This window comes from Aminobacter sp. AP02 (assembly GCF_003148805.1).
Taxonomy (GTDB): domain Bacteria; phylum Pseudomonadota; class Alphaproteobacteria; order Rhizobiales; family Rhizobiaceae; genus Aminobacter.
The window spans coordinates 13253-37489 of sequence record NZ_QGGX01000025.1; the positions used below are offsets into that span (position 1 = coordinate 13253).

Below are 24237 nucleotides of genomic sequence, written 5' to 3' on the forward strand. Positions count from 1 at the left end.
TTGTTTCGAGTCCGAATCGATTCATGCCGCCCGGAGTTTACGTTCGCGCCTGATGACTTCCGAGGCGAGCTGCAGATAGGCTTGACTGCCGGAGCACTTCAAATCGTAGAGGATCGCCGGCTTGCCATAGGATGGTGCCTCCGAGATGCGCACATTACGCGGAATCACCGTGTCGTAGACCTTTTCACCCATATGGGCGCGCACGTCTTCGACCACCTGGTTGGCCAAATTGTTACGGCCATCGAACATCGTCAGCACGATGCCCTGGATCGTCAGATCCGGATTGATGGACCTACGCACCTGATCCACCGTCTCGAGCAACTGACTCAAGCCTTCGAGCGCAAAGAATTCGCACTGCAACGGCACCAGGACGGAATCCGCCGCGGCCATCGAGTTCAACGTCAATAGGTTGAGCGATGGCGGGCAATCGATCAGCACATAGCTGTAGCCAGCGGAGCGCTCCGACGAGGCGCGCAAGGCGTTGCGCAGCTTCAGCACCCGATCCGGCGCTGAAGCGATTTCCATTTCGATTCCAAGCAGATCGAGCGTCGACGGGATGATCGAAAGCCCCGGCACCGCCGTTTCCAGCGCGGCCTGCTCGATCTCGAGTTCGCCCGTCAGCACGTCATATGAGGACACGCTGCGATCCTTGCGGTCGATGCCGAGACCCGTGCTGGCGTTGCCTTGTGGGTCGAGGTCGATGATGAGCACGCGCTCGCCGATGGCAGCAAGTGCCGTCGCCAGATTGATTGCCGTGGTGGTTTTACCGACCCCGCCCTTCTGATTGGCGACTGTGATGATTCTAGGTGTGATCTTCATGGCTCGACTGCTGTTTTCCGTCTCGTCACTTGGCGCCACAATCAGAGGCGGCGCAGGTTCCGAATCTCGAGGATGACTCCCTGCGCGTCGGTCAGGCTCGGATGTTCTACCAGATCGAATCCCCACTGATGAGAGCTATCTTCGATTTCCTGGCGGTAATCCCGGCCTTTGTGGAAAAGCGCCTTGGTTCCCCCTTGCAACCAGGGCGCCGACAACTCCAGTAACAGCGGAAGTGGCGCCAATGCCCGGGCGCTCAAGATCTCAGGCGCGCGGATGCTGCCATGGACGTCTTCGATTCGCTTGGCATGAACTCGCGCCGGCAAGCGAAGCTCCCCCACTACGGCCTGTAGGAACCCCGCCTTCTTGCGATTGCTTTCTACGAGATCGATGGAGGCCCCTGCGCGCTCTGCAATCATCGAGCCGATGATAAGTCCCGGGAACCCGCCACCGGAGCCGATATCGAGCCAGTTTTTTGCGTCGCCACCAAGTTTCACGACCTGGGCACTGTCGAGGATATGGCGCTCCCAGACATCGTCCAAGGTGGACGGTGCAACGAGATTGATGCGCTGCGCCCACTTACGCAACACGGTTTGGAATGCGATCAGCTTGTCAAATGTTTCACGTGAAACGGGACCTGCGACTTCTTGCAACCTTGCATAGGCGTCAGTTTTCAAGCGACGCCCCTGCGTGACTGTGCTTCTGAATTGCGAACATGGGCCAGGATGATGGCCAAAGCAGCCGGCGTCATGCCGTCGATACGCTGTGCTTCAGCCAGGGAACGCGGGCGACGCAACCGCATTTTCTGGCGCAATTCGTTCGAAAGGCCAGGAACCGACTCAAAATCAAGAGCTTCGGGGATCACCCTCTCCTCTTCCTTGAGCATCAAGGCTGCATCGGCCTTCTGCCGATCCAGGTAGACGGCATATTTCGCTTCCGTTTCAATGGCTTCCGCCGTCTTGGCGTCAATCGACGCCAGTTCTGGTAAGATCTTAACAAGTTGGGTGAGCTGCATATCGGGGTAAGCCAGGAGCTCGTATAGTGAGCGCTTGACCCCATCGAGGTTGACTTCAATGCCATGGCGCCGCGCCTCATTGGGAGACAGCGTATGAGACTTGGCCAACATCCTGGCGGCATCGATGCGTGTGGTCATTTCGTCAAAGCGCTTCTCGCGTGTCGACGAAGCGATGCCCAGTTCCCTTGCCAAGGGCGTCAACCGCACGTCGGCATTGTCGGCGCGGAGCGAGAGGCGGAACTCGGCCCGCGACGTGAACATACGGTAAGGTTCACTGATCCCGCGGCTCGTCAGATCATCGATCATCACACCGATATAGGCCTGAGCACGGCTTAGGATCAGCTGCTCGCTATTGCCAGCAAGACGGGCCGCATTGATGCCTGCAAGCAGGCCTTGCGCGCCGGCTTCCTCATAACCCGTCGTGCCATTGATCTGTCCGGCGAGAAAGAGGCCGCCTACGCGCTTGCATTCAAGCGTCGGCTCCAGTTCACGCGGATCAATATGGTCGTACTCGATCGCGTAGCCGGGCTGAAGCATCGCCGCTCGCTCCAGACCCGGAATCGATTTGAGGATTTCCAGTTGGACATCTTCTGGCAACGAGGTCGAAATTCCGTTCGGATAGACCGTATGGTCATCAAGTCCTTCAGGCTCGAGGAAGATCTGATGTCCCTCGCGATCCCCGAACTTGACGATCTTGTCTTCGATCGACGGACAATAGCGTGGCCCGATACCTTCAATGGAGCCCGAATACATCGCTGATCGGCCAAGATTCTCGCGAATGATCTGGTGCGTGGCGCCTGTCGTACGCGTGATGCCGCATTCGATCTGCCGATTGGTGATCTTCTCAGTAAGCAGCGAGAAGGGTACCGGATCTTCGTCCGCCGCCTGCGTTTCGAGCGACGCCCAGTCGATCGTTCGCCCGTCGAGTCGCGGTGGCGTTCCAGTCTTCAGGCGACCGAGCCGCAAGCCCGCACGCTTCAATGTTTCGGAAAGCCCCGTCGATGCCTGTTCATTCATACGACCAGCGGGAAACTTGCGCTCGCCAATGTGGATCAACCCGCGCAGGAACGTGCCGGTGGTCAGAACGACAGCCGCGCAGGGAAGCAGGCGGCCGTCACCGAGGGCGACAGCGCTCAGCCGGCCATTATCTATAATAAAATCAGATACTTCCGCCTCAACCACGGTAAGATTAGGTTGCGCGGCAATGGCCTCCTGCATTGCAAGCCGATAGAGCTTGCGATCGGCTTGAGTGCGTGGCCCGCGCACCGCCGGACCTTTGCGACGATTGAGCAGGCGAAACTGAATGCCGGCAGCGTCAGCCACACGGCCCATCAGCCCATCAAGCGCGTCGATTTCGCGGACAAGATGCCCCTTGCCGAGACCACCGATCGCCGGATTGCAGGACATCACCCCGATCGTGTCCTGACGAAGGGTTACCAGCGCAGTTTTGGCGCCAGCTCGTGCTGAAGCAGAAGCCGCTTCGCAACCGGCATGGCCTCCGCCAACCACGACGACGTCGTAGCTTTCACTCATCACGGTCTCCAGGAAACATTTGCCGAGACAGATGTCTCCATCTCAGCCTTATGTCAAGAGAATCGCTGGGGTGGTGGTTTCACGTGAAACAACCTGGCCGCGCGACGGGCGAGTCAACCTCCATGTTTCACGTGAATCATGGCCATCCACTGCCAGGATGTTTCACGTGAATCATTTTCCAATGCAGAATTGCGAAAATATCACGTCGAGCAGGTCTTCTACGTCAACCGCCCCGGACAACTTACCGATTCGGTCGCTGGCAAGGCGAAGATTTTCTGCCTTCAGCTCCAGCATCGCGTCCGAAGCCTGAAGTGCTGAGCCAAGATAGTCTTGTGCCTCGTTGAGCAACTCAACGTGGCGTAGCCGCGAAGGTAGCACATCGCCGCGTTTTCCAACCGCGTCGCCAGCCCTCTTGCTGATCATTTCCAGCAAATCGTCAATCCCTTGTCCCGTCGCACTGGAGATCATAAGCGCATAACGGTCGTCCTGGCCGGCATTTGGAAAACGGTCGAGCTTGGTGCCTATTGCAATAAAAGGCACGTCCGATGGGGGATTCAATTCACCCGGCGCTGAGATGTCTTCCAGGAAAAGCACCAGATCAGCGCCCCTTGCGCGCTCCTTGGCACGCTCGATACCAATCGCTTCCACCTTACCTGCGGGTTCGCGCAAGCCCGCGGTATCGGTAATGCGCACCTTTAGACCGTTGAGATCAAGAATGGCTTCAACCAGGTCGCGCGTGGTACCGGGTTCGTCGGTTACGATCGCCGCTTCACGTTGCAATAGCGCGTTAAGGAGGCTCGATTTTCCAGCATTTGGCGCGCCTAGGATGACGACGTCGAAGCCATCACGGATCATCTCGGCCTTACTGTAACTGTTGGCATGGCCGTTAATCTCTTCGATGAGCAACCGGACATCATCCCACACCTCGCCCGACACCGAGCCCGGTACGTCAGCCTCATCGGCAAAGTCCATCTCGGCTTCAATCATCGCCCGCGCATGAATGAGGCGCTTGCGCCATCCCAGATAGAGCTCGCTCTGCGCACCGCTCGAATTCATCACGGCGAATTGACGCTGGGCTTCGGTCTCGGCATTGATCAGATCGGCAAGTGCTTCGGCCTCCAGGAGGTCCATCTTGCCGTTGAGAAAGGCACGTTTGGTAAATTCGCCGGCGTCCGCCTGCCTGAAACCGGCCAGCTTGCCAAGCTCGGCGAGCAACGAAGCCACCACGGCTCGGCCACCATGGACCTGGAATTCTCCGCAATCCTCTCCGGTAAAACTGTTGGGGCCCGGAAAAAACAATGTCAGCCCATGGTCGATCAGACCCCCGCCCCCTGCCCGCAAGGCGCCATAATGCGCTTGGCGTGGTTTAGGGACCAATCCGGAAATCATTTCGAGGGCGAATCGAACATTCGGGCCGGAGATACGCACGATGGCCACCCCGGATGGCAGATGACCGCTGGAAAGTGCGGCGATCGAATCGGTGAATAGCATTTGCCGGTCTCTCGGAAGCGCCCTAGATTGGGGCCAGATATCACTGTTTGGGCCGATTACGCATGCTTGCGCAAGACAACCTGCTTCGCGACGAAGGTAGCCCCTATTTGCGCCAGCACGGAGACAACCCGGTGCATTGGCGCCCATGGTCCCCGGCGGCCCTAGCCGAAGCGAAGCGGCTTGATCGGCCGATCCTGCTGTCGGTTGGTTACGCTGCCTGCCACTGGTGCCACGTCATGGCCCATGAGAGCTTCGAAAACGAAGAAGTTGCCGAGGTCATGAACCGCCTCTTCGTCAATATCAAGGTCGACCGCGAGGAGCGGCCCGATATCGACCAAATCTATATGGCTGCGTTGGCCAGCATGGGGGAACAAGGCGGCTGGCCGCTGACGATGTTCTTGACCCCCGATGCCAAGCCGTTCTGGGGCGGAACCTATTTTCCGCGCGAAGCACGTTACGGAAGACCAGGCTTCATCCAGGTGCTCAATGCCGTTGATGCTGCATGGCGCGGCAAGCGCGCCAGCATCTTGCAGAGCGCTACAGAGCTTGCCCAGCATGTCGGCAAGCGCCTTGGTAGCAGCAGCGCCCCGGGCCAGATCTCGATCGACACGGCCAGGACGCTGGCTGCAGGCATCTACGACATGATCGACCGCGATCTGGGCGGACTTCGGGGTGCGCCAAAATTTCCGAATGCACCTTATATGCAGGCCCTGTGGCTATCGTGCTTGCGCTCCGACAATCGCGACCACCGCGATGCCGTCACTGACAGCATGCAACATATGCTCGGCGGCGGCATTTACGACCATGTCGGCGGGGGCTTGGCACGCTATTCGACCGATGCCCAATGGCTGGTCCCCCATTTCGAAAAGATGCTGTATGACAATGCCCAGCTGATCCGTCAGGCCAATTGGGCGTTTGCCGCAACTGGCAACCAACTGTTCCGGATGCGAATCGAAGACAGCATCGACTGGCTGCTGCGCGAAATGCGCCTGCCCGACGGTACATTCGCATCAAGCCTTGACGCCGACAGCGAAGGCGAGGAAGGCCTGTTCTATACCTGGACAGCCGATGGCGTCTCTGCCGTCCTGGGTGACGATTCCCCTATATTTTTCAAATACTTCACGATCACCAAGCCCGATAGCTGGGAAGGCGATCCGATCATTCACCAAACAGCGATCCAGGCCGTGCAGTCAGTTGAAAACCGCGAGCTCGTTTCCAAGATCACATCGCGTCTGCTGGAGGCGCGAGAAGCGCGTGTACGGCCAGGCCGAGATGACAAGGCCCTGACCGATTGGAACGGCCTTGCCATCGTCGCACTCGCCGAGGCCGGCCGGAGCCTCGAGCGGAAGGATTGGGTGGATGCGGCGGCAACCGCATTTGACGCGATTTGGGCTTCCTCGACGCCTGAGGGCCGGTTGCCGCATTCAACTCTCGGTGAAAAGCGGCTCTACCCGGCCTTGTCGAGCGATTATGCCGCTATGATCAATGCGTCCATCTCGCTCTTCGAGGCGACCAGCGATACGCGATATCTCGATCACGGAGCCCATTTCCTAAAGATGCTTGAAAGCTGGCACGCGGATGCCGACAAGACGGGCCATTATCTTACTGCGTCCGACAGCGCCGACGTGCCGATGCGTATTCGTGGCGATATCGACGAAGCGATTCCTTCGGCAACCAGCCAGATTATTGAAGCCGTGGTACGGCTGGCGAACATCACCGGCGACATCGAGCTGCAGCAGCGCGCCTGGACGATCGCCGAACACGCCTCCGGTCGCATCCAGAACCAGCAATATGGCCAGGCCGGCATCGTTAACGCCTGTGTTCTCGCGCTCGAACCGTCCAAGCTGATTGTCGTGGAGGATCCAGCAAAGCCGGTACTTGTTTCGGTAGCGAATCGGAATCCAGATCCGCGCCGTGTCTATATTTTCTTGGCGCTTGGCCAAGACGCGACGCTCGCAAAACTGCCTGGCGACGCTCTGCCGGACACGAAAAAGGCAGGTGCCTATCTGTGCACCGGCCTCATCTGTCTGCCTGTGATCAGCGACCCGGCGAAGCTTGAAGAAGCGCTCCGCCGCCGCTGACCGGACTTTATCAGGTATTCATCGAATCGAAGAAGTCGGCGTTGGTCTTGGTCTGCTTCAGCTTGTCGATAAGGAACTCGATCGCATCGGTGGTGCCCATCGGCGCCAGGATACGACGCAGCACGAAGATCTTCTGCAGGTCTTGGCGTGCGACCAGCAGATCTTCCTTACGAGTTCCGGACTTGAGGATGTCCATCGCCGGATAGATGCGCTTGTCGGCAACCTTGCGGTCGAGCACGATTTCCGAGTTGCCGGTACCCTTGAACTCTTCGAAGATGACTTCGTCCATGCGGCTGCCGGTGTCGATCAGCGCCGTTGCGATGATGGTCAGCGAACCACCCTCTTCGATGTTACGGGCGGCACCGAAGAAGCGCTTCGGGCGCTGCAACGCGTTGGCGTCGACACCGCCGGTCAGGACCTTGCCGGATGAAGGCACAACGGTGTTGTAAGCGCGGCCGAGGCGGGTGATCGAATCGAGCAGGATGACGACGTCGCGGCCATGCTCGACCAGCCGCTTGGCCTTTTCGATGACCATTTCGGCAACCTGCACGTGGCGGACGGCCGGTTCGTCGAAGGTCGAGGACACGACCTCGCCCTTCACCGAGCGCTGCATGTCGGTCACTTCTTCCGGACGCTCGTCGATCAGAAGCACGATCAGGTAGCATTCGGGGTGATTGGTGGTGATCGAGTGCGCGATGTTCTGCAGCAGCACGGTCTTACCGGTGCGCGGCTGCGCCACGATCAGGGCGCGCTGGCCCTTGCCGAGCGGTGCCACCAGGTCGATGACGCGGGGCGAAATGTCCTTCGTCGTCGGGTTCTCGACCTCCATCTTGAGCCGCGAAGTCGGGTATAGCGGCGTCAGATTGTCGAAATGGATCTTGTGACGGATCTTTTCGGGATCGTCGAAATTGATGGTGTTGACCTTCAGCAGCGCGAAATAGCGTTCGCCTTCCTTCGGGCTGCGGATCGGACCTTCAACCGTATCGCCGGTCTTCAGCGAAAAGCGCCGGATCTGCGAAGGCGAAATGTAGATGTCGTCGGGACCCGGAAGGTAGTTGGCGTTGGCCGAACGCAGGAAGCCGAAGCCGTCCTGCAGCACCTCGACGACGCCATCGCCGATGATCTCGATGTCCTGCGCCGCCAGCTTCTTGAGGATCGCGAACATCAGTTCCTGCTTGCGCATGACGCTGGCGTTTTCGACTTCAAGCGATTCGGCGAACGCGATCAGGTCGGTCGGCTTCTTGTTCTTGAAATCTTGTAGTTTCATTTCCTGCATGGACGGACTCTGAGCGTGGGGAAGTTGGCTATCGGCGTTTTGCGATAAGCGCCGAGCGCGGCCAGTCAATGGAAATGGGGCGGCGCATGGCGGGAAGGAAGAATTGCCTTTTAGCTCTCCCGAAATGAAAGAGCAAGGCACAGTCCATGAAATTTAAGGCGTTCAGAACGGCTTTACAACCACCAAGATGACGATGACGATCATCAGCACGGTCGGAACCTCGTTGACGATGCGCCAATGCCGCGACGGTTTTTCGTTGCGGTCCTCGGTAAAACGGCGAACCGACGCCGAGAGATAGCCGTGCACGCCTGAAAGCAGCAGTACGGCCGCGATCTTGGCATGCAGCCAGCCGCCGGCAAAGCCAAAGCCTTTCCAGGCCAGCCACAGTCCGAACACCCAAGTGACGATCATCGCCGGATTGATGATCGCACGCAGCAGACGTCGCTCCATGACCTTGAAGGTCTCTGATTGAGCAGAGCCGGTTTCCGCCTCGGCATGATAGACGAACAGCCGCGGCAGATAGAGCATGCCGGCCATCCACGAAATCACCGCGATGACATGGATCGCCTTGGCCCAGAGATAGAAGCCGTCGGGCGCAACAGCGAAAAGCAGCGCCGTCAGTGCGGCCAGGATGATGACGGAGATGACCGCCCTTTTTCCGGCCGTGGCACCGCTCGACGACCGGGCGCTTTGACCGCTCATCGCTGGGTTGCCTTTCGCACCTGGCGTACCATCGCCTCGACATGCGCCACCGGCGTCTCAGGCGTGATACCGTGGCCAAGGTTGAAGATCAGCGGACCGGAGCCAAGCGCGTTGAGGATGGCGTCCACGCCCTCTTCCAGAGCCTTACCGCCAACAACGAGCCTGAGCGGGTCGAGATTGCCTTGCACGGCCCCAGCGGCCTGCAGTCGCTGCGCCTGCGACAAGGGTACCGTCCAGTCGAGGCCAAGGCCGGTGACGCCGGTGCGCTGCCTGTAGCTGTCGAGCTGAGCCCCGGCTCCCTTCGGGAAGCCGATGATCGGAACGTCCGGATAGACCGCACGAACCTTGCGCACGATTTCCGCGACCGGCTTGACGCAGCAGACCTCGAAAGTCGCCTCGTCAAGCACACCCGACCAGGAATCGAAGATCTGCACCACGTCCGCGCCGGCTTCGATCTGGCGGATGAGATAGGCAGCCGAATGGTTGGCGAGTATCGACAGCAGACGCGCCATCGCTTCGGGCTCGCGATATGCAAAGAGCCGCGCCGGGGCCTGGTCCGGCGTGCCATGCCCGGCGATCATGTAGGTGGCAACCGTCCAGGGCGCGCCACAGAAGCCGATCAGCGTCGTTTTCTCGGGCAATTCGCGGCGCAACCGACGCACGGTTTCGTAGACAGGTTCGAGATTCACGTGAAACTTTGAGCCGTCGAGGGCCGCGACACCGTCGGCAGTAATTGGCGTCATCATCGGACCCCTGCCTTCCTCGAAGCGCAGGTCGCGGCCGAGCGCATGCGGAACGACCAGAATGTCCGAAAAAAGGATCGAGGCGTCGAAGTCGAAGCGGCGGATCGGCTGCAGCGTCACCTCAACGGCGAAATCGGGATTGTAGCAGAGGTCGAGGAAGCTTCCGGCCTTCTTCCGCGCTTCGCGATACTCAGGGAGATAGCGGCCTGCCTGGCGCATCATCCAGAGCGGGGGAACCTCCAGGCTCTCGCCTTTCAGGACTTGGAGCAGAGCGCGTTTCACGGGCATCAGGTCTGCCTTTCCTTGAGCCTTCTATAAACAAAAATTTATATCGAAGGATTCTTCTAATTCTTAGAGTCTGTTGGAATCGAGAATTACGAACTGTCCATAGGCGGCCTGAGATATCCACTTGTCATAGTGACGCGCAGCCGTTTTCGCCAGCATGGAAAACGTTGGGCAAGAGGCGGATTCGTCGATTTGAATCAGGAATCTAGCCCGGCGCGTACCATCTGCCGAATCTGTGGATGGACAGGGACAAAAAAACTATCCCCACAATACTCCTCACCCCGGATTCAAAACAGACAGCGAGGCGAATTGTGGACAAGTCGGCATCTGATACAGTCGCGCCGGCTGCTTCGAGCCAAACCCGCCGTTTATCCACATTTGACCACAGACCCAGGCGCCCGCTGTGAACAAACCCCAAAGCTTCTTCCATCTGCACCTGATTTCGGACGCTACCGGCGAGACGCTGTTGGCTGCGGGGCGTGCTGCCTCGGCCCAATACAAGGACGCACGCGCGATCGAGCACATCTACCCGCTGATCCGCACCGAAAAGCAGCTGATGAAGGTGTTCGACGACATCGAGGAAGAGCCGGGCATTGTGCTCTACACTGTCGTCGACCAGCACCTTGCCGGCATCATCGACAGCCGCTGCGCGTCGATGGGACTGCCGTGCGTTTCCGTGCTCGAGCCGGTGCTGACGGTCTTCCAGTCTTATCTCGGCACGCCGGCGGGCCGCCGTGTCGGTGCCCAGCACGTTCTTGACGCTGAGTATTTCCGTCGCATCGATGCGCTCAACTTCACCATGGAGCACGATGACGGCCAATTGCCGATCGACATGGAGCAGGCCGACGTGGTCCTGATCGGTATTTCCAGGACATCAAAGACGCCGACCAGCATCTATCTCGCCAATCGCGGCATCAAGACGGCCAATATCCCGATCGTGCTGGGCGTTCCCGTACCCGACAGTCTGGTCAAGGCCGAAAAACCGCTGGTCGTGGGTTTGATCGCCACCGCCGAGCGCATCTCGCATGTGCGCCAGAACCGGATACTGGGCACGACCATGGCATTCGACGCCCAGGAATATGTAGATCGAGCATCGATCACGGAAGAGCTGGCTTATGCCCGCAAGATCTGCACGAGGCACAACTGGCCGATGATCGATGTCAGTCGCCGTTCGATCGAAGAGACTGCGGCCGCGATCGTCGCGTTGCGCAACAAGAGCAGATAGGCGAAGGGCTAGGCGCGAACCGGCGGCGCTATGCGTGGTCGAAAATCGATTCCGCTTTACGGATCGATACGCTAGGACCAATCCTGTTTCGGTGAGTTCACCAGCTTGCCTGCAAAGAAATCGGGAGAAATGCCGTGACCGAGAAATTGATCCTGGCCTCTGGAAGTCCCTTCCGCAAAAAGATGCTTGAAAGTGCCGGCGTCGAGGTTGAAGCGATCCCGGCTGAACTCGATGAGCGCGCACTGGAGGCGCCGCTTGCCGAGAGCGGGGCATCACCCGAGGACCTGGCGCTGGTCCTGGCCGAAGCCAAGGCTGTCGCGGTTAGCGAGGCGCATCCTGGCCGCCTGGTGCTCGGCTGCGACCAGACGCTTTCTCTGGACGACGAGGTTTTTCACAAGCCGGCCGACATGGAGGCCGCACGTCGCCATCTGCTCAAGCTGTCGGGACGGACGCACCAGTTGAACAGCGCCGCCGTTCTTGTCCGCGACGGCGAGCCGCTTTGGCGTCACGTGGCTGTCGCATCGATGACCATGCGCCACCTGGAGCCCGCCTTCATCGGTCGCCACCTTGCTCGCGTTGGCGACAAGGCGCTATCGAGCGTCGGCGCCTTTCAGATCGAAGGTGAAGGGATCCAGCTCTTCGAAAAGATCGAGGGCGATTATTTTACGATCGTCGGGCTGCCGCTGTTGGCGGTACTGGCGGAACTGAGGAAATTGGGCGCGATTGATGGGTGAACCGGACTTGAAGGCATTTGTTTGCGGCCATCCAATCGCGCATTCCCGCTCGCCGATCATTCACGGCCATTGGCTGGATAGCTATGGCATCGACGGCAGCTATGCCGCGATCGATGTGGCGCCGGCTGATTTGTTGAACTTCCTGGGAGGACTGGCCGCAGCGGGATATCGCGGCGGTAATGTCACCATTCCGCACAAGGAAGTTGCGTTCGCTTCGGTCCAGCGCCGCGACGAAGCGGCCGAACAGATCGGAGCGGTCAACACGCTGTGGTTCGAGGATGGCGTTCTGTGGGGAGGCAACACTGACGCCTACGGTTTTGCCGCCAATCTCGATCATCTGGCGCCCGGCTGGACGAAGGGCGATGTGGCGGTCGTGCTAGGCGCCGGTGGCGCGTCGCGGGCGATCATCCATGCGCTCAAGCAGCGCGGTTTCAAGGATATCCGCATCGTCAACCGGACGGTTGGCCGCGCCAGGGAACTTGTTGACCAGTTTGGAGCGGGCGTCAGCGCACATGCGCAGGCGGCAACGACGGAATTGCTTGTCGATGCCTCCCTGCTGGTCAACACGACGGCACTCGGCATGCACGGCAATGAGGGCCTGCCCGCCGATCCAGCCTCACTGCCCGGCCACGCTATCGTCACCGACATCGTCTATGTGCCGCTCGAAACCCCACTGCTTGCCGCTGCCAAGGCGCGCGGGCTGAAGACTGTGGACGGGCTGGGCATGCTGTTGCACCAGGCCGTTCCTGGTTTCGAACTCTGGTTCGGCCATCGGCCAGAAGTGAGCGCTAAACTGCGCGACCTCATTGTCGCCGATCTGGACAAGGCAAAATGATCGTTCTTGGGCTGACCGGGTCGATCGGAATGGGCAAGTCGACCACGGCGAAGATGTTCGCCGACGCTGGTGTTCCGGTTCACGATTCCGATGAGGCGGTGCATCGGCTATATGCCGGCGAGGCTGCTCATTTGATCGAAGAGGCTTTCCCGGGAACAGTGAAGAACGGGGTCGTCGACCGCACCGAGCTTTCCCACCATGTGCTCGGCGATGCAGCTGCCCTGAAGAAACTCGAAGCGATCATTCATCCACTTGTCCGGGCAGATGCCAGCGCGTTTCTCGACCGTAGCCGTGCTGCCGGTGCGCCGATTGCACTCCTCGATATACCGCTTTTGTTCGAGACCAACGGCCGGAGTCGCGTCGACAAGGTGGTGGTGGTCACGGCATCGGACGAGGTCCAGCGCGAACGCGTGCTCGCGCGGCCCGGCATGACCGAACAGAAATTCGCAGCGATTCTCGCCAAGCAGGTTCCCGACGCTGAAAAGCGCAAGCTGGCTGACTACGTGGTCGATACTGGCAACGGCCTTGCCGCGGCGCGTCAGGCAGTCCTGGCTGTGATCAACGATTTGACGGTGGGAAAGCCGGCGTCGTAGGTAGCCTAGGTCTGTTCAGGCGCAAGTGGCGGGGCCATGCTTGCGCCAAGGAGAATCAACAAATTGCGCGAGATCATTTTCGATACCGAAACGACCGGGCTGGATTCACGCGAGGATCGCGTGATCGAGATCGGCGCCATCGAGATGATCAACCGCTTCCCGACCGGCAACACCTTCCACAAATACATCAATCCGCAGGGGCGCCAGGTCCATCCGGACGCCCAGGAGGTGCATGGCATCTCCAATGCCGACCTCGAGGGCAAGCCGACCTTCCCGGAGATCGTCGACGAGTTCATCGACTTCATCGATGGGGCCAAGCTTGTCGCGCATAACGGCAACTTCGACCTTGGCTTCATCAATGCCGAGTTTGCCAGGCTCGACCAGCCGGCCGTCGATCCAAGTCGCCTGATCGATACCTTGGCGCTCGCCCGCCGCAAGCATCCGATGGGTCCGAATTCGCTCGACGCACTGTGCCGTCGCTATGGCATCGACAATGGCCGCCGCACCAAGCACGGCGCGCTTCTCGACTCCGAGCTGTTGGCCGAGGTCTATATCGAGCTGATCGGCGGCAAGCAGTCGGCACTGGTGCTGGAAAGCTTTTCGTCTGCGAATGGCGGCGGCAACACCAGGCAGATCGAGATCGCAATCTTGCCGCGACCGGAGCCCCTACCCTCGCGCCTCAGCGAGGCTGAGCTGGCGGCGCATGAAAAGCTGGTGGGATCGCTCGGCGAAAAGGCGATCTGGGCAAAGCTGCTTGCGCCCGCCGAACCGACCGAAATCCAGTAACCTTCAGCCAGAAATGAAAAAGCCCGGCACGAGGCCGGGCTTTCGAATGCGATGTCGCAAGGACGGTCTTAGCTGACCTTGACCTTGGAGGCGGCCTGTTCCTCGGCGATCTTCTGCTGGAACATCTGCGCGAAATCGATCGGGTCGAGCATCAGCGGCGGGAAGCCACCGTTGCGGGTCGCTTCGGCAATGATCTGGCGTGCGAAGGGGAACAGCAAGCGCGGGCACTCGATGAAGAGCAGCGGCAGCATGTGCTCCTGCGGGAAGCCGTCGATGCGGAACACGCCGCCATAGACCAGCTCGACGTTGAACAGCACGTCCTTGTCGAAGGCGGCCTTGGCGCTCAACGTCAGGTTGACGTCGAACTGCTTGTCCGTCATCGGGTTGGCGTTGACGTTGACATTGATGTTGATGCCAGGAGCCTTGTCGCGGCCGCGCAGCGAGTTAGGCGCGCCAGGGCTCTCGAAGGACAGATCCTTCACATACTGGGCCAGCACGTTGAGCGTCGGCTGAGTTGCGTTACCGTTGCCGTTGGCGCCTTCCGGCGCTTCATTAGTGGCCATAAGCCCATGTCCTCTTGGCTCGGCCGCGCGCGGCCTATTGGAAGTGGCGCGTTGGCTACCATGCTCGGCCCGTCAAGACAAGGTTTTGCCTGTTGCAGAGGCCCGCAGCCTACTCGTCGCGGATGGAGCGCCAGGGTGAATTCGGGTTGGGCTGGCGCGAAAAGTCGTCCTCGTCGAGATCGATGGTCTTGCCGCCGGCGGGGCCGCCACGGCGGGCAAACCCGCCGATGTTGGAGCTGAAACGTACCCGCTTGCTGAGGAATCGCCAGGCTAGAGCCCGCACAGGCGGCAGGAACAACAGGATGCCGACGATGTCGCTGATGAACCCGGGGATGACCAGCAGTATGCCGGCGAGCACGATCATCGCACCGTTGGCGAGTTCCTTCGACGGATCGCGGCCGGCTTCCATTTCGGTTCGGATACGGGTCATGACGCCAAAACCCTGCACGCGAAGCAGGACAGAGCCCACGACAGCACTGAGCAGGACAAGCCCAATGGTCGACAGCACGCCGATTTCGCTGCCCACCAGCACAAAGCCGGCTATTTCGAGCAAAGGCAGGGCAAGAAGCAGGAGGGGCAGCATCTAGAGCGTCGATCCGATCCGGTTTGAGTTGACGTGACAGTCATATGCGGTCACAGGCATAGCGCATACATCTTTAGATAGGACGCTGCGCCTTTGATTTGAATGATCGGCGCATGCGTTCTATATGCAAGGCTAACGGGCACCGCACAGATGCGGCGCCGGCGAATGGCACATAAGCTGGCTTCGGCCGCGAACAAGGGACGGATCGGCGGAAGATATGGAATTCTTCGATTTAGGCACGATTTTCTTTCTGATCGCAGCAGTGGTGATCTTTTTCCAGCTGCGCAACGTGCTTGGACGCCGCACAGGCAATGAACGTCCGCCGTTCGATCCCTATACGGCGGCCCGCACCAAGCCGCAGGACGCCAACGGCAAGCCAGAGAACGTGGTCTCCCTGCCGCAGCGCAAGCGTGCTGCCGGCGAGCCGGCTGAGGACGCCTATGTTGCGATCGACGCATTTGCCAAGCCAGGCACCGACCTGAACAAGGGCCTGCGCGCGATCAAGGACGCTGATCCTTCCTTCGAGCCCAAGGGCTTCGTAGAAGGTGCAAAGATGGCCTACGAAATGATCGTCATGGCCTATGCCGACGGCGACAGGAAGACGCTCAAGAACCTGCTGTCGCGTGAAGTCTTCGACGGCTTCGTTGCCGCGATCGCCGATCGCGAAGGCCGTTCGGAAAAGATCCAGTCGTCTTTCGTCGGCATCGACAAGGCCGATATCGTTTCGGCGGAGATGAAGGGCGGCGAGGCCCATGTCACCTTGCGCATCGTCAGCGAGCTGATTTCAGCGACGCGCGACAAGGCAGGTGAGGTCATCGATGGCGATCCCGAGACCGTTGCCGAGGTCAAGGATGTCTGGACCTTTGCCCGCGATACTCGTTCGCGCGACCCGAACTGGAAGCTTGTCGCCACCGAGGAAGAAGACTGACCGCGCCTGGCGGGCGAAGCCCGTGTTGCTCTCGCCTGCATTTGCCCCGGTCGGTTTCGCCGACCTGCCGGGCTGGCTGGAAGATGACCATCTGGCAGCCTTCGAGGCCTTCCGGCGCTCCGCCTTTCATGCCCTGATCAAGCCATATCGAAGCGGCGCCCTTGGCGTCGCTTTCGACGCATTTGACGCTGCCTACACCGAGGCGCGCGAGCGGCCGGTGACTAGTGTCGTCGATGCCCGTGCGTTCTTCGAACGTCATTTCCAGCCTGCTTTTGTCGTTCCGGAAGGCCGCGAGAGGGGTTTTGTCACCGGGTTTTATGAACCTGAAGTCGAGGCCTCTTCCGTCAGGACGGAGGTCTTCCGGGTTCCGCTTTTCTCGCGACCGGCCGACTTGATCGACATTGACGATCAAAACCGCCCCGCCGGCATGGATCCTTATCTCGCATTCGCCCGGCAGACGGCTGACGGGCTGGTCGAATATTTCGACCGTCCCGCGATCGAACAGGGCGTGCTTTCGGGCAAGGGTCTGGAGATCGCCTGGCTTGCCGATCCCGTCGATGCGTTCTTCGTCCATGTCCAGGGCGCTGCCCGGCTGAACATGACCGATGGCTCGCGCCGGCGGGTCACCTATGCCGCCAAATCCGGCCAACGGTTCACCGGCCCAGGCGGGGTTCTGGCCGAAATCGGTGAGATTCCGCTGGAAAAAGTGACGATGCAATCGATCCGCGCCTGGTTCAAAGCCAATTTGCACCGCGTCGACGAGATTTTGTGGCGCAACCGCTCCTACATCTTCTTCCGCGATGCGGAGGTCGACGACCCGACGCTTGGGCCGATCGCAGCAGCAAAAGTTCCGCTGACGCCGGGGCGCTCCGTCGCCGTCGATCGCCTGCTGCATACGTTTGGCACGCCATTCTTCATTGCTGCCCCTGCCCTCACCGCATTTGATGGCAAGCCCTTTGCCCGGCTGATGATCGCCCAGGATACCGGCTCGGCGATCACCGGCCCCGCGCGGGGCGACCTGTTTGCCGGATCGGGCTCCGACGCCGGCGAGGTTGCTGGCGTGGTCCGCAACGACGCGGACTTCTTTGCTTTGCTGCCCCTGTTTGCCGGTGGGGCACAATGAGCACACGCCGCGACCGCAAGCTAAGCGAAGAAGAGCGCGTGCTGTGGAACGTCATTGCCCGCACGACCTCGCCGCTCAAGGGCCGGCGGGCGGTCGAGATACCCGAATTGCCGACACCCGCACCGGAAAAGCTGCCCGCCACGCCGGTTCAGTCGGCCCAGGTTCTCACTCCGGCGAGCCTGACACCACCGAAACGCCAATATGTCGCCCATTCGCTCGACGAGCCGACGCGCGACAAGCTGTCGAAAGGCCGACTGCCGATCGAAGGCCGGGTCGATCTCCACGGCATGACCCAGGACGAGGCCTATTCGCTGCTTTTGCATTTCCTGGCGCGGGCGCATGCCGGCGGCGTGCGTTACGTGCTGGTCATCACCGGCAAGGGCAATTCCAAGGGCGGTGACGGCGTTTTGCGCCGCATGGTTCCGGCCTGGCTGAACACAGCGCCGTTCCGCATGCTTGTCTCCAGCCATGACCATGCCGCCCGCCATCATGGCGGCTCGGGCGCGATCTATATAAGGCTGCGGCGGAGGACGGGAATTTGACCCCGCTCGGCGAACGTATCCGCGAGCTGAGACGTGAACGCGGCGTCAGCCAGAAGGACATGGCCGCAAGCATGGGCGTCAGTGCCGCCTATCTCTCGGCGCTCGAGCACGGACATCGCGGCGTGCCGACCTGGGCGATGATCCAGAAGATCATCGGCTACTTCAATGTCATCTGGGACGATGCCGAGGAGCTGCAGAAGCTGGCCGAAGGCTCTCGTCCACGCGTCGTGGTCGATACGGCCGGGCTTTCGCCCGCCGCCACCGAGCTTGCCAATCTGATGGCTCAAGCTGTGGGAGAGTTGAACGAGGCCGAGCTCGCCGCCCTCAATGCCCAGGTGCGTGAAGCGATCGCCCGAAAGAAGCGCGGCTAGCTAGAGCCGGTTTTCGGACAAGATCATGCTCAAATCTAAAACAGCGCCTCGAGCTCGGCCAGCTTGTCGTTGACCAGCCAGCCGTAATAATTCTCCTCCGGTTGCTTGGCTGGCTCGCCGGCGGCGGCGCGCCTTTCGTTTTCGGCCTTGAGCGCATGGGCGCGCGCCTCGGGACTGCCGACATTGTAGAGCGTGGCGGTAAGCCCTGGATTGCCTGAAATATCGAAGCCGGCAATGCTTTTGTAGGCCTCGATGGAGGTCTTGATGGTCGCTGCGACGTAAGGCAGCGTCAGGTCGGGATCCATGATGGTCTTGTAGACGTCGTTCGGATCGCCGGCATCGAGCCTGGGCAGCCGCGAGACCTTGTGGACGAGATCGCTCATCTGCAGCGCGGTCAGCGGATTGAGCTGACCGATGCCAAAGGTCTGGCCGGCATAAAACGGCTGGAAGAAGGTAGCGCTGAAGCGGTCATTGGGAAAACTGGCGCCACCGACTGTGGTGCCGCGGAAACTGTTGTTCCAAACCGTTTCGCGGCATTCCCAAAGGTCGTAGCTGTCCGATTTCCCGGCGCATTCGGCGAATTCCGGGCGCTTGATGAAGTCGGTAATGTCTTCGCCATTGTAGGCAAAGCGCAGATTGCTGGTGAGGTAGGATACTGCCTTGACGTAGTAGGTCTGCAGCCGGTCGTAGGCATCGACATTGTAGGTGTGCTCGCCAACGATGGCGCCGACGATGTGGATCGGTTCGATGTCATAGGCGCGCGCGACCGTCTTGATCTTGCCGCGCAGCTCGGCGTCGCTTTTCAGCAGCGCGTAGACCTTGCGGTACTTGGCGTCGAAAGTGGTCCTGCCTGCCTTGGTGCGCTTGGACGAAGCACCGGGCACGTCGGGCTGTTCGGCGTGGACATTGCCGGCCGCGACCATGGTCGTGGCCGATGCATGGGTAAAGCCAAGGGCCGTCGCCAGAAGAATTGCCGAGAGAAATACGCGTTTCATATGCTGATGTTGCCCAAGCGTTACCGGGGGCAAACTAGAAAAAGCACCCGGCTTAGTCGAGGGCGATATCGCCCGGCGGTCGCGAAAGGTGGTCAGATGGTTCCATTCGGCCACATGTCGCTGGCTGCCGGCGCGGGCCGTAACCCGCGCCGGAACCGCGCTTTAAAGGATAAAACGCGACAAATCTGTGTTCCTGGAGAGATCGCCGACGTGCTTTTCGACATAGTCGGCATCGATCTTGACAGTCGTGCCGTTGCGATCGGGCGCATCGTAGGAAATCTCGTCGAGCACACGCTCCATCACCGTCTGCAGACGCCGTGCGCCGATATTCTCGACGCTGGCGTTGAGGTCGACAGCTATGCCAGCAAGCGCATCGATGGCGTTGTCGGTGAATTCGAGGTTGACGCCTTCGGTCGCCATGAGCGCGATATACTGCTTGATCAGGCTGGCTTCCGTCTCCGTCAGGATGCGGCGGAAGTCATCCTTCTCCAGTGCCCGCAGTTCGACACGGATCGGGAGGCGGCCCTGCAACTCCGGCAGGAGGTCGGAAGGCTTGGAGACGTGGAAGGCACCGGAAGCGATGAACAGGATATGATCGGTCTTCACCGGCCCGTATTTGGTTGCAACCGTCGTGCCTTCTACAAGCGGCAGCAGGTCACGCTGGACGCCTTCACGCGAGGGACCGCCATGGACGTCGCCACGCGCGATCTTGTCGATCTCGTCGAGGAAGACGATGCCTTCGTTTTCGGTCACCTCTAGCGCCCGCCGCACGACCTCGTCCTGATCGAGCAGCTTGTCGGACTCGTCGCCGATCAGCAGCGCGTAGGATTCCTTGACGGTGGTCTTGCGCGTCTTGGTGCGCTGGCCGCCCATCGCCTTCTGCAGCATGTCGTTGATGTTGAGCACGCCGATATTGCCGCCGGGCATGCCGGGGATGTCGAAGCCGGGCATGCCGCCGTTGCCGGTATCGGCGACATCGACCTCGATTTCCTTGTCGTCGAGCTCGCCGTCGCGCAGCTTCTTGCGGAACGAGTCACGCGTCGCCGGGCTTGCCGTCTTCCCGACGAGAGCCTCAAGCACGCGCTCCTCGGCATTGACATGGGCGCGCGCCTTGACGTCTTCGCGCATCTTTTCGCGCACCAGGCCAATGGCGATTTCCACCAGGTCGCGGATGATCTGCTCGACGTCGCGGCCGACATAGCCGACCTCGGTGAACTTGGTCGCCTCGACCTTGACGAAGGGCGCGCCGGCGAGCTTGGCCAGTCGACGCGAAATCTCGGTCTTGCCGACGCCGGTGGGTCCGATCATCAGGATGTTCTTGGGCATGACCTCTTCGCGCATCTGGCCTTCCAGCTGCTGGCGGCGCCAGCGGTTGCGCAGGGCGATGGCCACGGCGCGCTTGGCGTCCTTCTGGCCGATGATGAAGCGGTCGAGTTCGGAAACGATCTCACGGGGAGAGAATGTGGACATAGCGATACTCTTGAATACTCGGTTGTGGCTTATGTATGGGCTGGAAGCCGGCGCGCAAGGGCACCGGGCACCAGCGGTACAAGGCCCCGGCGTAGCGTATGCCAGCCGGCGCTGAGCAGCAGCACAAGAGCGCCGAGCACCAGCATGGTGAGCGGCACGACGCTGTCCGAAAGGCCTGCCTTGACGACCAGCGCACCGAAGGCGAAGCCGGCATAAGACAGGCCCGAGACCAAAATGGCCCGCCTGTCGACCACAAGGGCAACGAAGGCCAGCCCGACGAAGATCGCCAGGATGCTCCAGGCCGAGACCGTTTCGGAACCGCCCTCGCCGACGAGGCCGCTGACAAGCGGATGCACGATCAGCGGTGCCGCCAGCATGTGCAGCCAAAATGCGATGTCGGTGCGCCGGGTCTGGCGCTGCGGATCGCTCAGGTCGAAACGCATGGCAAGCGTGAATACGGCAAGGCCGCAGGCCAGCAGCAGAGGCTTGGCCGCCTGGGCGGCGAAATCCGGCGCGGCCATGAAAAGGAGCCCCACCGCAGAGGCGACAAGGGCCGCAACGCCGGCTGCGATCGTTACGGGCACGCGGAATCGTCGGTAGTGCAACACGGTTGCCCCGGCGGTTACCAGACCGGCGACGACAATCGGCAAGCCTCCGTGGTTACCCAGGCCCATGCCGAAGCTCTGGCTGGGGTTGAAGGCTTCCGCTACCGCCGAAAAGACTGCTCCCGCATAGACCAGCAACAGCACGATGCTGGGCAGCGCCATGCGCTGCTTGCGGGTGAAGTACTCGGCCAGAAGCCAGCTTGCTACGGCGATGACGGCGAACATGCCGGCGTTGCCGACCATGTCGCCGGAGAAATAGCCAAGCGCGCTCAAAAACAGCCCGAGGCCGATCGTTACGAAGATGTCGCTGAAACCGCTGATGAAACGAAACCTCTCGTCGTCATGCGGTTCCCCGTCGAAGGCGGGCGTCCTGGCGCTTTCCAGATCGCGCAAGCCTTGCGCCTGGTCGGCGCTCACAAGTCCGCTTGCAACGGCGGCGCCCAGCGCCTCGGGTGAAATGGCCAGCATGTCAGGCGGCGTCGAAGACTTGGTCACTACAGGATCCCTGCCTGCCAATGCTTGATCGTATCGAGCGGATAAACCAGCATGATGACGTTGAGCGTCAGGTTGTCACGGATGACGTGGCCGACGCCGATTTCGAAGATGAGGGCCAAGGCAACGACACTCCACACCGGAAGCCGCGCGGCCATGAAAAAACCCAGCACCATGGCCAGCGTGTCGAACACCGAATTCACGACGCTGTCGCCGTAATAGTCGAGGGAAATGGTGCCCTCGCGGTAACGGTTGATGATGAAGTCGCTGTTTTCGACCAATTCCCACGCCACTTCGATGCCGATGGCGACGGCCAGGCGGAAGCCGAGCGAGCTTTTGGGCGCGAGCCAGGTGAGCAGCGCGTAAAAAAGGAAACCGTGGATGATGTGCGAGAAGGTGTACCAGTCGGAGATGTGCTGGGAGTTCTCCGAGCTCATCACCACGCCATGCCACAGCTTGACGTAGCCGCATTTGCAGATTGCCGGGTGGCCCATCCAGTAAAGAGCCACGGCCTGCCCTGCGATCAGCACGGCCGCGGCCAGCAGCCACCAGCCCAGCTTCTCGCGTTGCCGGGCTGTCTCCTCCCCCTGCGCAAGCATCATTCGTCGAAATCCCCCTCTTCGGCATCGCGCGCCATCATCAGCGCGGGACCATAGATCGACGTTCGCGTATCGAAGGCCACGAAGCCAGCCTTTTCGTAGGCGCGGATGGCGCGTTTGTTGGCGGGGTTCGGATCTATGATCACCCGCGGCACGCCTTCTTCGAACAGCTCTTCGACGAACTGCCGGATGATCGCCGAACCATGACCCTTGCCGATCAGATCCGGCACGCCGATCGACAAGTCGATGCCGAGCGTGCCGAATGGCTGGTCCTGGTAGGGGTGATCGTCCTCCATGTGGGGGTCGTAGCTCTGGAGGTAGCCGATGGGCTTGCCGTTCAGCTCGACGATCAGCGGCTCGACCGAGATGCTGTCGATATGCTCCTCGATCGCGGCGATCTCGTCTTCTGGACGGCCCCACCATTCGGAGACATGCGGCTGGGCCAACCATACCCTGATCATCGGCAGGTCGGCCCTGGTCACCGGACGGAAGTCGTAGCGCGCGGTTGCCTCAATCGGCATCGAGCGTTTCGATCACGAAGCTGTGGTTGGTGTAGACGCAAATGTCGGCCGCGATCTGCATCGCCTTGCGGGCGATCTCTTCGGCGTCCTTGTCGGTGTCCATCAGGGCGCGGGCCGCGGCCAGCGCGTAGTTGCCGCCCGAGCCGATGGCCATGACGCCGAATTCCGGCTCCAGCACGTCGCCGGTGCCGGTCAGCGCCAGCGAAACATTCTTGTCGGCGACCAGCATCATCGCTTCGAGGCGGCGCAAATAGCGGTCGGTGCGCCAGTCCTTGGCGAGCTCGACGCAGGCGCGCGTCAGCTGGTCGGGATACTGTTCGAGCTTGGCCTCGAGGCGTTCGAGAAGGGTGAAGGCGTCGGCGGTGGCGCCGGCGAAACCGGCGATGACATTGCCCTTGCCGAGGCGGCGGACCTTGCGGGCATTGCCCTTCATGATGGTCTGGCCGAGGCTGACCTGGCCGTCGCCGGCGATGACCACCTTGTTGCCCTTGCGCACGGTCACGATGGTCGTGGCGTGCATGCTCTGTTCACTGGACATATGTTGCTCCGATGGCGCGCGGCCCCTTTGCGGCAGCTTGCGCGTTACGAGTGGAAGTTCGATCTTATGTATGACGCGGCGCAAGGAATGCAAATCCTCGGCGGCTATGACGAAATGCCCTTTAGCGGCGATTGGCAATGGGGCGTTCATGCTGTTATTAGGCTGACGTTTTTAAGGACAAGGATCCGCCAATGGCCCCCCGTTCCGCCGAAGTCAGCCGCAAGACCAAGGAAACCGAGATCACCGTCTCGGTCCATGTCGACGGCACCGGCCGTTCGGAAATGTCGACCGGCGTCGGCTTCTTCGACCATATGCTCGACCAGCTCTCCAGGCATTCGCTGATCGATATGAAGGTCGAGGCCAAGGGCGATCTGCACATCGACGACCACCACACCGTCGAAGATTGCGGGATCGCCATTGGCCAGGCGTTGTCCAAGGCGCTCGGCGAGCGTCGTGGCATCATGCGCTACGCCTCGATCGACCTTGCCATGGACGAGACGCTGACACGTGCGGCGATCGATGTGTCGGGCCGCCCGTTCCTGGTCTGGAACGTGAATTTCTCAGCACCCAAGATCGGCACCTTCGACACCGAGCTGGTGCGCGAATTCTTCCAGGCCTTGGCCCAGAACGCCGGCATCACCTTGCATGTCACCAACCATTACGGCGCCAACAACCATCATATCGCCGAAACCTGCTTCAAGGCCGTTGCGCGCGCGCTGCGCATGGCCCTTGAAAGCGACCCGCGCCAGCCTGACGCAGTACCCTCGACCAAGGGCAGCCTGAAGGGATAGC

At 60.7% G+C, this 24237-nt stretch carries 26 protein-coding genes; 11 read left to right on the forward strand and 15 right to left on the reverse strand.

Annotated features, from left to right (window positions below; translation table 11 throughout):
• Positions 1-21: 21 nt before the first annotated feature.
• From C8K44_RS23735 to mnmE, 4 genes are all read right to left on the reverse strand, one after another.
• Positions 22-819: a ParA family protein gene (locus tag C8K44_RS23735; RefSeq protein ID WP_109578247.1), complete on the reverse strand. Its 798-nt coding sequence runs from the start codon at positions 817-819 to the stop codon at positions 22-24.
• 41 nt (positions 820-860) lie between these two features.
• Positions 861-1493, reverse strand: coding sequence for a 16S rRNA (guanine(527)-N(7))-methyltransferase RsmG (rsmG, locus tag C8K44_RS23740; RefSeq protein WP_199227191.1), 633 nt, complete (start codon positions 1491-1493; stop codon positions 861-863).
• Positions 1490-3364 (reverse strand): tRNA uridine-5-carboxymethylaminomethyl(34) synthesis enzyme MnmG, encoded by a 1875-nt coding sequence (gene mnmG / locus C8K44_RS23745; RefSeq protein WP_109578248.1) that lies wholly within the window; start codon positions 3362-3364, stop codon positions 1490-1492. Before mnmG ends, rsmG begins: the two co-directional genes overlap by 4 nt.
• A gap of 171 nt (positions 3365-3535) precedes the next feature.
• Positions 3536-4855: a tRNA uridine-5-carboxymethylaminomethyl(34) synthesis GTPase MnmE gene (gene mnmE / locus C8K44_RS23750; RefSeq protein WP_109578249.1), complete on the reverse strand. Its 1320-nt coding sequence runs from the start codon at positions 4853-4855 to the stop codon at positions 3536-3538.
• Between the two features lie 62 nt (positions 4856-4917).
• Between mnmE and C8K44_RS23755 the strand changes: the two genes are divergently transcribed.
• The gene (locus C8K44_RS23755) at positions 4918-6936 is read left to right on the forward strand and encodes a thioredoxin domain-containing protein (RefSeq protein WP_109578250.1); all 2019 of its coding nucleotides are present in this window, start codon (positions 4918-4920) and stop codon (positions 6934-6936) included.
• A 10-nt stretch (positions 6937-6946) separates the two neighbouring features.
• Here the strand turns inward: C8K44_RS23755 and rho are convergent, their stop codons facing one another.
• From rho to hemE, 3 genes are all read right to left on the reverse strand, one after another.
• Positions 6947-8212 (reverse strand): transcription termination factor Rho, encoded by a 1266-nt coding sequence (gene rho / locus C8K44_RS23760; RefSeq protein WP_109578251.1) that lies wholly within the window; start codon positions 8210-8212, stop codon positions 6947-6949.
• A gap of 162 nt (positions 8213-8374) precedes the next feature.
• On the reverse strand, positions 8375-8914 hold the full coding sequence (hemJ, locus tag C8K44_RS23765) for a protoporphyrinogen oxidase HemJ (protein WP_109578252.1): 540 nt from the start codon (positions 8912-8914) through the stop codon (positions 8375-8377).
• Positions 8911-9945 carry a uroporphyrinogen decarboxylase gene (hemE, locus tag C8K44_RS23770; RefSeq protein WP_109578253.1) on the reverse strand — a complete coding sequence of 345 codons (1035 nt, stop codon included), beginning with the start codon at positions 9943-9945 and terminating at the stop codon, positions 8911-8913. Before hemE ends, hemJ begins: the two co-directional genes overlap by 4 nt.
• A gap of 400 nt (positions 9946-10345) precedes the next feature.
• Between hemE and C8K44_RS23775 the strand changes: the two genes are divergently transcribed.
• From C8K44_RS23775 to dnaQ, 5 genes are all read left to right on the forward strand, one after another.
• Positions 10346-11167, forward strand: a complete 822-nt coding sequence (locus tag C8K44_RS23775; protein ID WP_109578254.1) for a pyruvate, water dikinase regulatory protein — start codon at positions 10346-10348, stop codon at positions 11165-11167.
• A gap of 134 nt (positions 11168-11301) precedes the next feature.
• Positions 11302-11901 (forward strand): Maf-like protein, encoded by a 600-nt coding sequence (locus C8K44_RS23780; protein WP_109578255.1) that lies wholly within the window; start codon positions 11302-11304, stop codon positions 11899-11901.
• Positions 11894-12736, forward strand: coding sequence for a shikimate dehydrogenase (locus C8K44_RS23785; RefSeq protein WP_109578256.1), 843 nt, complete (start codon positions 11894-11896; stop codon positions 12734-12736). The genes C8K44_RS23780 and C8K44_RS23785 overlap by 8 nt, the downstream gene beginning before the upstream one ends.
• Positions 12733-13329, forward strand: coding sequence for a dephospho-CoA kinase (coaE, locus tag C8K44_RS23790; RefSeq protein ID WP_109578257.1), 597 nt, complete (start codon positions 12733-12735; stop codon positions 13327-13329). Before C8K44_RS23785 ends, coaE begins: the two co-directional genes overlap by 4 nt.
• A gap of 36 nt (positions 13330-13365) precedes the next feature.
• The gene (gene dnaQ / locus C8K44_RS23795; protein ID WP_281063009.1) at positions 13366-14115 is read left to right on the forward strand and encodes a DNA polymerase III subunit epsilon; all 750 of its coding nucleotides are present in this window, start codon (positions 13366-13368) and stop codon (positions 14113-14115) included.
• Positions 14116-14183: 68 nt separating this feature from the next.
• Here the strand turns inward: dnaQ and secB are convergent, their stop codons facing one another.
• Positions 14184-14678 (reverse strand): protein-export chaperone SecB, encoded by a 495-nt coding sequence (secB, locus tag C8K44_RS23800; RefSeq protein WP_109578258.1) that lies wholly within the window; start codon positions 14676-14678, stop codon positions 14184-14186.
• Between the two features lie 109 nt (positions 14679-14787).
• Positions 14788-15261: an FxsA family protein gene (locus C8K44_RS23805; protein WP_109578259.1), complete on the reverse strand. Its 474-nt coding sequence runs from the start codon at positions 15259-15261 to the stop codon at positions 14788-14790.
• A gap of 217 nt (positions 15262-15478) precedes the next feature.
• Here C8K44_RS23805 and C8K44_RS23810 point away from each other — a divergent pair, with 217 nt between their 5' ends.
• The 4 genes from C8K44_RS23810 to C8K44_RS23825 are packed head-to-tail and all read left to right on the forward strand — an operon-like array spanning position 15479 to position 18225.
• On the forward strand, positions 15479-16189 hold the full coding sequence (locus C8K44_RS23810) for a Tim44/TimA family putative adaptor protein (protein WP_109578260.1): 711 nt from the start codon (positions 15479-15481) through the stop codon (positions 16187-16189).
• Positions 16190-16211: 22 nt separating this feature from the next.
• The gene (locus C8K44_RS23815) at positions 16212-17312 is read left to right on the forward strand and encodes a murein transglycosylase A (RefSeq protein WP_245417606.1); all 1101 of its coding nucleotides are present in this window, start codon (positions 16212-16214) and stop codon (positions 17310-17312) included.
• On the forward strand, positions 17309-17854 hold the full coding sequence (locus tag C8K44_RS23820; RefSeq protein WP_109578262.1) for a Smr/MutS family protein: 546 nt from the start codon (positions 17309-17311) through the stop codon (positions 17852-17854). Before C8K44_RS23815 ends, C8K44_RS23820 begins: the two co-directional genes overlap by 4 nt.
• Positions 17851-18225, forward strand: a complete 375-nt coding sequence (locus tag C8K44_RS23825; protein ID WP_109578263.1) for a helix-turn-helix domain-containing protein — start codon at positions 17851-17853, stop codon at positions 18223-18225. Before C8K44_RS23820 ends, C8K44_RS23825 begins: the two co-directional genes overlap by 4 nt.
• A gap of 35 nt (positions 18226-18260) precedes the next feature.
• Here the strand turns inward: C8K44_RS23825 and C8K44_RS23830 are convergent, their stop codons facing one another.
• The 6 genes from C8K44_RS23830 to hslV all read right to left on the reverse strand — a co-directional run bounded on the left by C8K44_RS23830 (position 18261) and on the right by hslV (position 23445).
• Entirely contained in the window at positions 18261-19220 is a 960-nt protein-coding gene (locus C8K44_RS23830) for a DUF1402 family protein (RefSeq protein WP_109578264.1), read from the reverse strand.
• Between the two features lie 162 nt (positions 19221-19382).
• Positions 19383-20690 carry an ATP-dependent protease ATPase subunit HslU gene (gene hslU / locus C8K44_RS23835; RefSeq protein ID WP_109578265.1) on the reverse strand — a complete coding sequence of 436 codons (1308 nt, stop codon included), beginning with the start codon at positions 20688-20690 and terminating at the stop codon, positions 19383-19385.
• Between the two features lie 29 nt (positions 20691-20719).
• A complete protein-coding gene (locus C8K44_RS23840; protein WP_245417607.1) occupies positions 20720-21790 on the reverse strand; it encodes a hypothetical protein in 1071 nt (356 codons plus the stop codon).
• The gene (locus C8K44_RS23845) at positions 21790-22389 is read right to left on the reverse strand and encodes a DUF2585 domain-containing protein (RefSeq protein ID WP_109578266.1); all 600 of its coding nucleotides are present in this window, start codon (positions 22387-22389) and stop codon (positions 21790-21792) included. Before C8K44_RS23845 ends, C8K44_RS23840 begins: the two co-directional genes overlap by 1 nt.
• Positions 22386-22907, reverse strand: coding sequence for a GNAT family N-acetyltransferase (locus tag C8K44_RS23850; protein ID WP_109578267.1), 522 nt, complete (start codon positions 22905-22907; stop codon positions 22386-22388). The genes C8K44_RS23845 and C8K44_RS23850 overlap by 4 nt, the downstream gene beginning before the upstream one ends.
• Positions 22897-23445 (reverse strand): ATP-dependent protease subunit HslV, encoded by a 549-nt coding sequence (gene hslV, locus C8K44_RS23855; protein WP_109578294.1) that lies wholly within the window; start codon positions 23443-23445, stop codon positions 22897-22899. The genes C8K44_RS23850 and hslV overlap by 11 nt, the downstream gene beginning before the upstream one ends.
• A 191-nt stretch (positions 23446-23636) precedes the next feature.
• Between hslV and hisB the strand changes: the two genes are divergently transcribed.
• On the forward strand, positions 23637-24236 hold the full coding sequence (gene hisB / locus C8K44_RS23860; RefSeq protein ID WP_109578268.1) for an imidazoleglycerol-phosphate dehydratase HisB: 600 nt from the start codon (positions 23637-23639) through the stop codon (positions 24234-24236).
• Position 24237 lies beyond the last annotated feature (1 nt).

Bases quoted from the DNA above. Each gene is read 5' to 3' on its own strand.
- C8K44_RS23735 (WP_109578247.1), bottom strand. From the start codon at position 819: ATGAAGATCACACCTAGAATCATCACAGTCGCCAATCAGAAGGGCGGG.
- mnmG (WP_109578248.1), bottom strand. From the start codon at position 3,364: ATGAGTGAAAGCTACGACGTCGTCGTGGTTGGCGGAGGCCATGCCGGT.
- mnmE (WP_109578249.1), bottom strand. From the start codon at position 4,855: ATGCTATTCACCGATTCGATCGCCGCACTTTCCAGCGGTCATCTGCCA.
- C8K44_RS23755 (WP_109578250.1), top strand. From the start codon at position 4,918: ATGCTTGCGCAAGACAACCTGCTTCGCGACGAAGGTAGCCCCTATTTG.
- rho (WP_109578251.1), bottom strand. From the start codon at position 8,212: ATGCAGGAAATGAAACTACAAGATTTCAAGAACAAGAAGCCGACCGAC.
- hemJ (WP_109578252.1), bottom strand. From the start codon at position 8,914: ATGAGCGGTCAAAGCGCCCGGTCGTCGAGCGGTGCCACGGCCGGAAAA.
- hemE (WP_109578253.1), bottom strand. From the start codon at position 9,945: ATGCCCGTGAAACGCGCTCTGCTCCAAGTCCTGAAAGGCGAGAGCCTG.
- C8K44_RS23785 (WP_109578256.1), top strand. From the start codon at position 11,894: ATGGGTGAACCGGACTTGAAGGCATTTGTTTGCGGCCATCCAATCGCG.
- coaE (WP_109578257.1), top strand. From the start codon at position 12,733: ATGATCGTTCTTGGGCTGACCGGGTCGATCGGAATGGGCAAGTCGACC.
- dnaQ (WP_281063009.1), top strand. From the start codon at position 13,366: ATGCTTGCGCCAAGGAGAATCAACAAATTGCGCGAGATCATTTTCGAT.
- secB (WP_109578258.1), bottom strand. From the start codon at position 14,678: ATGGCCACTAATGAAGCGCCGGAAGGCGCCAACGGCAACGGTAACGCA.
- C8K44_RS23805 (WP_109578259.1), bottom strand. From the start codon at position 15,261: ATGCTGCCCCTCCTGCTTCTTGCCCTGCCTTTGCTCGAAATAGCCGGC.
- C8K44_RS23810 (WP_109578260.1), top strand. From the start codon at position 15,479: ATGGAATTCTTCGATTTAGGCACGATTTTCTTTCTGATCGCAGCAGTG.
- C8K44_RS23820 (WP_109578262.1), top strand. From the start codon at position 17,309: ATGAGCACACGCCGCGACCGCAAGCTAAGCGAAGAAGAGCGCGTGCTG.
- C8K44_RS23830 (WP_109578264.1), bottom strand. From the start codon at position 19,220: ATGAAACGCGTATTTCTCTCGGCAATTCTTCTGGCGACGGCCCTTGGC.
- hslU (WP_109578265.1), bottom strand. From the start codon at position 20,690: ATGTCCACATTCTCTCCCCGTGAGATCGTTTCCGAACTCGACCGCTTC.
- C8K44_RS23845 (WP_109578266.1), bottom strand. From the start codon at position 22,389: ATGATGCTTGCGCAGGGGGAGGAGACAGCCCGGCAACGCGAGAAGCTG.
- C8K44_RS23850 (WP_109578267.1), bottom strand. From the start codon at position 22,907: ATGCCGATTGAGGCAACCGCGCGCTACGACTTCCGTCCGGTGACCAGG.
- hslV (WP_109578294.1), bottom strand. From the start codon at position 23,445: ATGTCCAGTGAACAGAGCATGCACGCCACGACCATCGTGACCGTGCGC.
- hisB (WP_109578268.1), top strand. From the start codon at position 23,637: ATGGCCCCCCGTTCCGCCGAAGTCAGCCGCAAGACCAAGGAAACCGAG.